Annotated in this window: 13 protein-coding genes, 1 tRNA gene and 1 other annotated feature; of the genes, 3 read left to right on the top strand and 11 right to left on the bottom strand. The window is 45.3% G+C overall.

The annotated features are described in order from the left end of the window. Window positions 1–178: 178 nt before the first annotated feature. Window positions 179–448 (bottom strand): GlsB/YeaQ/YmgE family stress response membrane protein, encoded by a 270-nt coding sequence (locus PN499_RS25365; RefSeq protein WP_007355264.1) that lies wholly within the window; start codon window positions 446–448, stop codon window positions 179–181. A gap of 276 nt (window positions 449–724) precedes the next feature. Here PN499_RS25365 and PN499_RS25370 point away from each other — a divergent pair, with 276 nt between their 5' ends. Continuing rightward, window positions 725–1,915, top strand: coding sequence for a tetratricopeptide repeat protein (locus PN499_RS25370; protein ID WP_272035768.1), 1,191 nt, complete (start codon window positions 725–727; stop codon window positions 1,913–1,915). 63 nt (window positions 1,916–1,978) lie between these two features. Here PN499_RS25370 and PN499_RS25375 read toward each other — a convergent pair whose 3' ends face one another. Together PN499_RS25375 and PN499_RS25380 are read right to left on the bottom strand one after the other, a co-directional pair. After that, window positions 1,979–2,704, bottom strand: coding sequence for a carbonic anhydrase (locus PN499_RS25375; RefSeq protein WP_272035770.1), 726 nt, complete (start codon window positions 2,702–2,704; stop codon window positions 1,979–1,981). A gap of 68 nt (window positions 2,705–2,772) precedes the next feature. Then, complete coding sequence (locus PN499_RS25380) at window positions 2,773–2,910, bottom strand: hypothetical protein (protein WP_272035772.1); 138 nt, start codon at window positions 2,908–2,910, stop codon at window positions 2,773–2,775. A gap of 170 nt (window positions 2,911–3,080) precedes the next feature. Between PN499_RS25380 and PN499_RS25385 the strand changes: the two genes are divergently transcribed. Next, window positions 3,081–4,289, top strand: a complete 1,209-nt coding sequence (locus tag PN499_RS25385; protein ID WP_272035773.1) for a serine hydrolase — start codon at window positions 3,081–3,083, stop codon at window positions 4,287–4,289. 227 nt (window positions 4,290–4,516) lie between these two features. Here PN499_RS25385 and rplL read toward each other — a convergent pair whose 3' ends face one another. From rplL to rplS, 8 genes are all read right to left on the bottom strand, one after another. Next, window positions 4,517–4,906, bottom strand: coding sequence for a 50S ribosomal protein L7/L12 (gene rplL, locus PN499_RS25390; RefSeq protein WP_272035775.1), 390 nt, complete (start codon window positions 4,904–4,906; stop codon window positions 4,517–4,519). A gap of 51 nt (window positions 4,907–4,957) precedes the next feature. Beyond that, a complete protein-coding gene (gene rplJ, locus PN499_RS25395; RefSeq protein WP_272035777.1) occupies window positions 4,958–5,527 on the bottom strand; it encodes a 50S ribosomal protein L10 in 570 nt (189 codons plus the stop codon). Window positions 5,528–5,610: 83 nt separating this feature from the next. After that, window positions 5,611–5,741, bottom strand: a sequence feature (ribosomal protein L10 leader region). Window positions 5,742–5,905: 164 nt separating this feature from the next. Then, on the bottom strand, window positions 5,906–6,619 hold the full coding sequence (gene rplA / locus PN499_RS25400) for a 50S ribosomal protein L1 (protein ID WP_272035779.1): 714 nt from the start codon (window positions 6,617–6,619) through the stop codon (window positions 5,906–5,908). Window positions 6,620–6,702: 83 nt separating this feature from the next. Beyond that, a complete protein-coding gene (gene rplK / locus PN499_RS25405) occupies window positions 6,703–7,128 on the bottom strand; it encodes a 50S ribosomal protein L11 (protein WP_272035781.1) in 426 nt (141 codons plus the stop codon). A 3-nt stretch (window positions 7,129–7,131) separates the two neighbouring features. Further along, complete coding sequence (gene nusG / locus PN499_RS25410; protein ID WP_007354806.1) at window positions 7,132–7,767, bottom strand: transcription termination/antitermination protein NusG; 636 nt, start codon at window positions 7,765–7,767, stop codon at window positions 7,132–7,134. Then, entirely contained in the window at window positions 7,764–7,994 is a 231-nt protein-coding gene (gene secE / locus PN499_RS25415) for a preprotein translocase subunit SecE (protein WP_272035784.1), read from the bottom strand. The genes nusG and secE overlap by 4 nt, the downstream gene beginning before the upstream one ends. A 362-nt stretch (window positions 7,995–8,356) precedes the next feature. After that, window positions 8,357–8,429, bottom strand: a tRNA-Trp gene (locus PN499_RS25420). 112 nt (window positions 8,430–8,541) lie between these two features. Then, window positions 8,542–8,925, bottom strand: a complete 384-nt coding sequence (gene rplS / locus PN499_RS25425; protein ID WP_272035786.1) for a 50S ribosomal protein L19 — start codon at window positions 8,923–8,925, stop codon at window positions 8,542–8,544. 74 nt (window positions 8,926–8,999) lie between these two features. On the opposite strand from rplS, the gene PN499_RS25430 reads away from it, so the two are divergent. Next, a partial coding sequence (locus PN499_RS25430) for an inorganic phosphate transporter (protein WP_272035788.1) occupies window positions 9,000–9,810 on the top strand: 811 nt, incomplete at its 3' end.

A 9,810-nucleotide genomic window follows, 5' to 3' on the forward strand; every position in this document is an offset into this window, starting at 1 on the left:
TGACGGATTATTGCTAATAAAGGGGATGACTAACCCGGATTTGGTATAACCGATCGTTATCAATAGTTGAGGCGAACCTCACCTTAGAAGTTACCCACTACCAATTAACAATTAACAATCCTCCCTGATTCTGTCGAGAGGATTGTTAAAGCATCTATTTTTACTTAAACTTAAGTTATTACGCAGCACGCTGAGTTAACAAACCCCAGATGAACAGCAGCACGACTGCACCGATGACTGCAAATGCTACACTAGGGATGGTCAATGCTCCGTAGGATGCACCCGCGCTAGTTCCTAAAAGGACTTGACCAAGATAACCGCCAGCTAGAGCACCCAAAATTCCTAAGACAGTTGTTGCTAGAAAGCCGCCGCCTTGATGACCTGGATAAATGGCTTTAGCGATCGCGCCAGCAATTAAACCTAATACAATCCAAGCAATAATTCCCATTTCTTTTTCTCCTGACCGTTCAATTTTTATTCTTTTTCTTTGCCTTATGTTCTAAGAATAACAATTGCGGCTGTATATTCTCCTCTACCATTGGGAGGAATCTAAGGGATTAGAATTTTAACCGAAAATCAGAGCTTTGAGGCTTTTTAATCTCTAAAAACAGGCAAAAATAATTTTTTATATGTCGAAAGTTGTAAGTAGAGGGTTTCCTAAGCTGTCAAATTTAGCTCTAAAATTACAACGACCCGTTTTTAAGTCAGGAAAATTAGGTTGCAGATGGATCTAAGCTTGTGCATCATTGTCAAAAATGAGGAAATGGCGCTACCCCTGGCGCTAAGCAGCGTTAAAGAGGTTGTGGATGAAATAGTGGTGGTGGATACGGGGTCGCGCGATCGCACCCCAGAAATCGCTAGAGAATTCGGCGCGCGGGTTTATAGCTTTGAATGGTGTAACGACTTTGCGGCGGCGCGAAATCACTCTCTCCAGTATGCTCGTGGTGAGTGGATTTTGGTGTTGGATGCTGATGAAGTGCTGGCTTCAGAGATTGTCCCACACCTGAAGCAGGCGATTAAGAGCGATCGCCACTTGCTAATTAATCTGATCCGCCAAGAAATCGGTGCAGTACAATCTCCTTACTCCTTGGTGTCGCGCTTATTCCGCAACCATCCCAAGATCCGCTTTTCTCGACCTTATCATGCAATGGTAGATGACAGCGTTGGGGAGATTATGACCTGGGAACTGCAATGGAAAATAGGTTCTCTCCCTGGCGTGGCGATTTTACACTCTGGATATCAAGCTGGTGCGATCGCTGCTAAAGGTAAACTTCAAAAAGCTCGGGAAGCGATGGAAAGTTATATCGCTCAACATCCAAATGACCCCTATGTATGCAGCAAGTTAGGTGCTTTGTACGTGGAAATTGGGGAAGTTCAGCAAGGGATGGCACTATTAAAACGAGGCTTGACCGCGATCTCTATAGATACTTATGTACTCTATGAACTGCACTATCATCTAGCCATTGCCTATCGTCAAGAACAACAGTTTGACAAAGCGAAGGAACACTATCAAACAGCACTTAAATTAGAGATTTTACCTCAGTTAAAATTGGGAGCGTACAATAATTTAGCCAATTTGCTCAAGGATGAGGGCAATCTGGGTGGTGCAAAAAGTCTTTACGAGATGACTTTGCAAATTGACCCCAATTTTGTTGCCGGTTATTATAATTTGGGCATGACACTGAAAGCTCAGGGAAAATTAGAGGCTGCGATCGCGGCTTATCAGCAAGCGATCGCTCTCAATCCTGACTCTGCGGAAGCTTACCAAAATTTGGGCGTTGTTTTCCTCAAAGTTGGGAATGTGGCGGAAAGTGTAGCGGCGTTTAAGAAAGCGATCGCGCTTCATGACGAACACAGCAACCCTATAGAAGCTGAACGGCTGCGCGGGGGGTTGCGAGAAATGGGTTTGATGTAATCGCGATCGCCTAGATGCACTCATTAAAGTTAATGCTACGATCTAGGAATTGTGCGACCAAGGTCAGTAAATTATCTCTACCTTGGCTGTATCCAAATCATAGCGTGCACCTACAATTTTTAGTTTACCAGTCTTCACCGCTTCCCCTAAAATTGGTGAGCTAGCTTTTAACTTATCCACACTCATTTTGATATTAGCTCTGACGAGGTTATCTAACTTATCCCCCGACTGATTTTGTACTTGCTCTAAAGCTGGTTGAATAGCTGCCACCAAAGTGCCAATATGGCCAGGAAGAGGTTTGGCATCTAAAGTCGCTTTAACAGCACCGCAGCGTTCGTGACCGAGTACCAAGATCAATGGCACGCCTAATTCAGCTACGGCATATTCTATGCTGCCGAGCACAGCATCGTCAATGATATTGCCCGCAACTCGGATATCAAATATATCACCCAATCCCTGATCGAAAAGCAGTTCGGGAGGAACCCGCGAATCCGAACATCCGAGAATAGTCGCAAATGGATGTTGACTGTTTGTCAACTCCGAAATTCGTCCCTGATTTTGGTCGGGAAAGCTACGTTTTTGCTGAACATAGCGCTGATTCCCGTCCATCAATTTCTTGAGCGCTCCATCGGCAGTAAGATTAGAAAAAGCCTCTTGTGAATTCGTGTCTGCGAGCGCGCTTTGAGAGTTAAAGAGTTGCGACCCAAGGCTAGCTGCCATTGCGCTCGCACCACCGATCCGAATTAAATTTCTCCGGGACATTTTGCCCATTTTTTCGGTTTCTGTCATTGCTTTATAATTTAGAGCGAGTGTTGATATCGATCGTAAGATCTACAATAATACTCAGCACTAAATCTTTATTTTTCTTCATAACCCACACTCCACAGATTATAAAAGTAGATTGAATAGCGCTCCCAGTTCTCAAAAAGCATCGAACAGTAGCGGCCAATATTTAAAGGCGATCTCAGGCTATAATCTATTTTGATTGAACTCATTTTCTGACTACTTTTTAACTCGCTCGTAGAGTCAGACGTAGCATTTGGTAATAATTACAACAATAATAGCTTTGCTCTGGCTATTGACGCGATAACTCATAACAGATTTTCCTGCCAAATTGCTCACATTAGGGTAAAGTGAAAGGCGGATTGGATACTATACTACTCTGATGCAGATAGAGAAGCTACCCCGCCAAATCAACCCCCGTCGCCAAAGCCAAAGGCGTTCAGTTAAACCACGCCGCCGAACTCCTGTCAAATCCTCTCGGTTAAAGTATGGCAATATTCTCTCCTTAGCCGCCGCTGCGATCGCGCTCACTTGGATAGTGACAATTCCCTTCAACACTCGGCGTGTCCCAGAACCGCCAATTGTCTCTCAGCCTCCTACTATATCGCCCCTACCTGTTCAGCAAACTTCCAATCCACCTTCAAACCAAAGCGATCGCAGCTTCACCTACAACGTCAAAACACCCCCCAACCAAATTTACAGCCAAGAATTACAAGTCATTGTTGATGAACTTGTAAACATCGCCACCAGCAAAAAACTACCTACAGCCCCCCTCTCTATTACCTTAATTGATGTCAGCAATTCCAACGCCCATACCTTTGCCGGCTATCAAAATCAAAAACCTAGATTTCCCGCTAGTGTAGCCAAATTATTTTGGATGGCCGGCTTTTATGGGGCCCTAGAAAAAGGTCTGATCCAAAAAGATGAATCCTCTTTTACTTCCGACCTCCAGCAAATGGTACAGGTATCCAATAACGATGCTGCTAGCCGGATTTTAGACACGATTACTGACACAGAATCAGGGGGAGAACTTAGCGGTCAGCAATTGCAAACTTGGCTAAAAAAACGTCAACAAATTAATGCTTTTTTCCAAGCCGCAGGATACGAAGGTATTAAACTCACCACCAAAAATTATCCCATCTACTATTTAAGTCAAGAAGGGCCAAAAGGACGCGAGTTACAACTGCGGAGTAACTCTCCTAAACCCATTCGGAATCAGGTGACAACCGATCAAGCTGCAAGGCTTTTATACGAAATTTATACAAGGCAAGCCGTTTCTCCACTTGCTAGCCGCAAAATGGCTTACTTATTAACTAGAGACTTAAATCCCAAAGCTTGGAAAAACGATCCTAGTAACTCTATAAAAGGATTTTTCGGCGAATCTTTACCAACTAAAATTTACTTTGGTTCTAAAGTTGGTTACACTTCTGGTTCCCGCCAAGAAGCGGCATTTATTAGAACCTTAGACGATCGAGCTATCTATATTTTAGTGATTTTTGCTGACGATCCAGCCTATGCAAGAAATGAAACAATATTTCCACAAATGTCACGTCACGTTTTCGATCGCTTGAATGCTCGCGGGCCTAAATAACCGCTTTCAGCGGTTAGGGGCTAGGGGCTAGGGGCTAGGGAAAGAAGGGAAGAAGGAGAAGAAGAGAAGAAGGGAAGAAGGGAATAGAATCAGCGAGTTTGGTGGAAATCAGAACGTCCTAACCGACGAAAGCCGTTGCTATATATAAACTCAAAAAACCCCCTTAAATCAAAAAACCCCCCTTTTTAAGGGGGGTAAGCAAAGATGCTAATACTTAGTCAAGTTAATTACTTGATAGCGATCTTCGCGCCGACGGCCTCTAACTGTTTCTTGATATCTTCAGCAGCAGCCTTTGCGATCGCTTCCTTAACTGCCTTCGGTGCAGCTTCTACCAAGTCTTTCGCTTCCTTCAGACCCAGACCGGTAATAGTCCGCACTTCTTTAAGAATAGCGATTTTCTTATCAGCAGGAACTTCTTCGAGAATTACATCGAATTCAGTTTGCTCTTCTACTTCTTCAACAGCAGCAGTAGGGCCAGGGCCAGCGAACATCATACCGCCAGCAGGAGCCGCAGCGCTAACGCCAAAGGCTTCTTCAATTTGCTTCACTAATTCGGAAGCTTCCAACAGAGTTAGGGATTTGAGTTGTTCGAGAATTTGATCGGTTGCAGCAGACATTGGTTGAACTCCTAGTTCGATTTTGGATTTGAATTTGTTAACTGTTAACTGTTATTCGCTATCACTAGCAACTAACTCAGGTTCTTCTGTTTTTTCGCCGCCTTCCTTTTCGGCATAAGCCTTAAGACCGCGAGCGATAGAAGTAGGAACTTGATTGATACCCACAGCCAGCTTGGTAGCCACACCATTGATAGCACCAGCAATTTGAGCCATGAGTTGTTCCTTGGACGGAAGATCCGCCAGCGCTTTAATATCAGCTTCTTTTAAAAGCTTCCCTTCCATAACGCCGCCGCGAAGGGTACTCTTCTTAGAGGCTTTTTGAAACTCTTGGTAAGCTTTAATCGCGCCGCTGATATCCTCTTTGACAAACACTAAAGCAGAAGCACCTTTCAGTAATTCCTGCATCGGTTGCCATTTCGCGTCGCCCTCAACAGCAATTCGCATCAGCGTGTTTTTTGTCACTGTGCAACTGCTACCTTTTGGACGCAGACGACGACGCAAATCTGTGATTTCCGCAACAGATAGCCCCTGATAGTCAATGATGACTGCCAGTTGCGACTGACTCAAGCTGTCCTTGAGTTCAGTAATGATTTCATTTTTCTGCGCTACGGTTTTGCCCATACTTGTCTCACCTCCTTTAAAAATCCCAAACTGCCAATCAAAAACCCCGACTTTCAAGCCGGGGCAAGGAAATAAAAATTAAAAATTAAAAATTAAAAATTAAAAATTTAAGAACTTTTAACTTTAACTTTAATTGAAATTTTTTACTTTCTTAGCCTCGGCAGGAAATTAAGGTGTTAACACCTGCTGTCTATGGCTTATTGATTTGTTAGTTGTTAGTTGTTAGTTGTTGGTTGTTAGTTGTTGGTTGTTTTTTGTTCCTGTAGTAGTGGCTTTAGCCGCTTTTTCTATAAGATTGAACGACTAAATTCGCTATTACCAAGTACCAACTAACAACTAACCATTAACAACTAATCATTAACAACTAACCATTAACCATTACGCTGCATCAAGTTTTAGATCGCGTAGACCACTAATGTCAACTTGAATTGACGGCCCCATCGTTGCTGATACATACATCGTCCGCCAGTAGCGGCCTTTAGCACCAGAAGGACGGTTGCGGTCAATGGTTTCTTGCAAAGCGTGTAAGTTAACTAGCAAGTCTTCAGCAGAAAAAGCTGCTTTGCCGAACATGACATGAACAATGCCTGTGCGATCGGCTCTAAATTCTAGCTTACCACCTTTAAACTCTTCGATCGCCTGTGCCAAATCAAAGGTGACAGTACCACCTTTTGGAGAAGGCATCAAACCGCGAGGGCCTAGCAAGCGGCCCAATTTTGCCACTTGTGCCATCACGTCTGGTGTGGCAATCAAGCGGTCAAAGTCCATCATGCCTTTCTGAATTTCATCGATTAATTCTTCAGAACCAGCAATGTCTGCCCCTGCATTTAAGGCTTCTTTAACTTTTTCACCCTTGGCAATTACCGCAATGCGGACAATTTGACCAGTTCCTTTGGGTAGCGATACGGTTGTCCGCAACTGCTGATCCGTATATTTAGGGTCAATTCCTAAGCGGATATGTGCCTCAGCAGCTTCGGGAAATTTAGCCGTTGCTGTTTCTTTGAGGAGTTCTAGGGCTTCTAGTGGTTGATAAACCCGGTCTTCTACTTTCTTTTTGAGCTCTTGGATTCTGCGAGACTCTTTTTTTGCCATTTTTTTCTCCTGGGGTTACTAACGAAGCTCTGCCTCTCCCCCATAATTGATTTTACTTAGCTTTTGGATTTGAGATTGAAGGATCAATCTGCGATCGCTACGCCCATATTCTTTGCCGTTCCTTCCACGATTTTCATCGCGGCATCAATGTCATTAGCATTGAGGTCGGGCATTTTCGTTTCCGCAATTTCCCGTAACTGACTTCGGGTAATCGAGCCGACTTTTTTACGGTTCGATTCGCCTGAACCCTTGGGAATGCCGGCTGCTTTTTGAATTAGCACCGACGCTGGCGGGGTCTTGAGAATAAACGTAAAACTCCGGTCTTCAAACACCGAAATTTCTACCGGCACCACTAGACCTGCTTGATCGGCAGTTCTGGCGTTGTACTCCTTACAAAACATCATGATGTTGACACCATGTTGACCCAAGGCTGGGCCGATCGGAGGTGCTGGGTTGGCTTTTCCCGCCGTAATCGCCAACTTAATTACCGCAACAATTTTCTTTGCCATTAGTTAGCTATGTTTCTGAACCTGATTAAACTCTAATTCTACGGGCGTATCGCGTCCGAAAATTGAGAGCAATACTTTGAGCTTATTCCGTTCTGGGCTGACTTCAATCACGTCACCTTCAAAATCTTTAAATGGCCCAGAAAGTACCACAACGTGATCTCCTGCTGCCATTGAAACTTTGACAACTGGTTCTGCTTCCTGAGTTTGTCTGAAGATCCGCTCTACTTCTGAATTACTCAGAGGTAGGGGTTTGACGTGCCCCCGTCCCCGCCCGTAGCGGCGTTTTTGCTCTGCCCCGACAAAGTTAATCACATTCGGGGTATTTTTAACAATTTGCCACGTTTCCTCGTCCATTAACATTCGCACGAGTACGTAGCCGGGAAAGACTTTTTCGTCTGAGTGCCGACGTGCGCCATCTTTGCCCAATTTGATCGCGGGAGTTTGAGGGATTTCGACCTCAAGGATGCGATCGTTCACGTCCAATGTTTGAATCCGCTGCTCCAAGTTGGCTTTGACGCGCTTCTCGCAGCCGGAAGCTACCTGAACGGCAAACCAGCGGGCTTCAACCGGCGGAAGTTCCGGCGCGTCTGCCTCCGACATTTGTGTAGAATTCAGAGATTCTTCTGATGCAAAAGTCATGGTGCAAACACCTGTGCCGCTGCCCAATTAAAAAAGTTATCTACTAGGTAGATTAGGCTTGCCGAGAGGATTACCATCAAGACTACGGCAAAGGACTCACTCACTAGCTGCTGCCGGCTGGGCCAAACCACTTTGTCGAGTTCTTCTTTCGTTTCCTTGAAAAAACTCGTCGGGTTGAACCCAGGCGCTGTTTCTTTTACTACTTGTGCTTCGTCTTTCTTCGCCACAATTGCTAATCCCCTTTGCGATTTTAGATTTTAGATTTTAGATTTTAGATCGTTTAAGCGATTCGCAGGCTTAAGAATTTTAAACCTAAACAGCTCACTCACTATCCCAAATCTCAAATCCGCGCATTGAGCCTCTGCTGATTTGGCAGTTAACCTCAATGTTTCCTGACTAGCACTGCTTTGTGTAAAGCAGTAATTTTACAGGCGCAACCGAGAATTAAGACGCGAAACAAAGCGTCTGTTTCTGCCGTTTTTTGTGAATCGCCCACACAGTTAATTCTACCCAAAAGTTGGCGATTTAGGCTTGATGTAGCCATAAATCTCGGCGCTTTCGGGCAGAACTTTAAAAGTTGGTGATTCAGCGCGCCCTGGAGGACTTGAACCCCCGACATCAGGTTTTGGAGACCTGCGTTCTACCAACTGAACTAAGAGCGCATCCGGTTTGACTTGACTGGGTTAACCTCTAGATTCCTAGTCTAACAGAATGCGATCGCGAACGCAAGCGAAATTATCAAGTTTGGCAAAAACCAAGTTTTGATACCCATTTTTACAAGGGGCGATCGAACCGTTGTTTGATGCGGGTGGCTTTGCCGACGCGATCGCGCAGGTAATATAGCTTGGCGCGGCGTACTTTCCCTCTGCGGATGATTTTGATGGTGGCAATGCGCGGTGAGTGGATCAGAAATACCCTCTCGACTCCTACGCCTTGAAACACGCGGCGGACGGTAATCGTTTCGTTGATGCTGCCGTTGCGCTTGGCAATGACAGTGCCTTCGTAGGGTTGGATTCGTTCTTTCCCGCTTTCTACAATTCTCACGCCGACTTTCACGGTGTCGCCTACGTGGATTTCAGGAAGTTCTTTCTTGAGCTCTAGTTTGAGCTTATTGATTTCTTCCGTCTCAATCGAGCGGACGATCTCTGCACATTTCATAAAATTTTGCCGAAACTCACAATCTACTATGATATGGCAAAAGGGGACGCTAAATCAAGTGTAAATAATTTTTTATGTTGGATGTCTCTTGGGCTGACTTTTTCCAACTGGGAGCGATCGCACTCCTGGCCTTATATCTCGCCGCGAATTTGGGGGCGAATGATGTTGCTAATTCAATGGGGACATCGGTAGGGTCAAAGGCTTTGACTCTGCGGCAGGCAATAATTGTCGCTGGAATTTTGGAGTTTACAGGAGCCGTGTTTTTTGGTCAAGGGGTATCGGAAACTCTAGCGACGGGTGTTGTTAATCCAGAGGCCTTTGCTGCCATGCCCCAGTTATTCTTAATTGGTATGGTTTCGGTGTTGGTGAGTTGTGGGTTATGGCTGCAAATCGCTACCAGTTTGAGTTTGCCTGTTTCTTCTTCCCATGCGGTGGTAGGTGCGATCGCGGGTTTTAGTTGGGTGGCGGCTGGAGTTGGTGCGGTTCGCTGGCAAACTATTGGTACGATTTCCCTGACTTGGTTGGTTACGCCTGTAGTCAGCGGTGCGATCGCCGCCTTATTTTACAGTTTAGTAAAGCGTTGGATTCTCGATCGCCCAGATCCCTTAGAACAACTACGGGAATGGATTCCCTGGTTGAGTGCAGCACTATTGGGGATTTTTGGCGTAATTGTACTGCCAACTGTGAGTATACCGTTACAAAAGATAGTCTCAGAGCAGTTGGGCTGGAATTTACCTACTCACGATATTGCCATTTTACTAGGTGCGATCGCCACTTTTTCTCTCACTACCATCAGTTGGCAGCAGTTGGGAAGGGGAGATGGGGAGCAGGGGAGCAGGGGAGCGGGGGAGCAGGGGAGCAGGGGAGCAGGGGAGCAGGGGAGCA

Origin of the sequence: Kamptonema animale CS-326 (assembly GCF_028330895.1) — a bacterium.
GTDB lineage: Bacteria > Cyanobacteriota > Cyanobacteriia > Cyanobacteriales > Microcoleaceae > Kamptonema > Kamptonema formosum.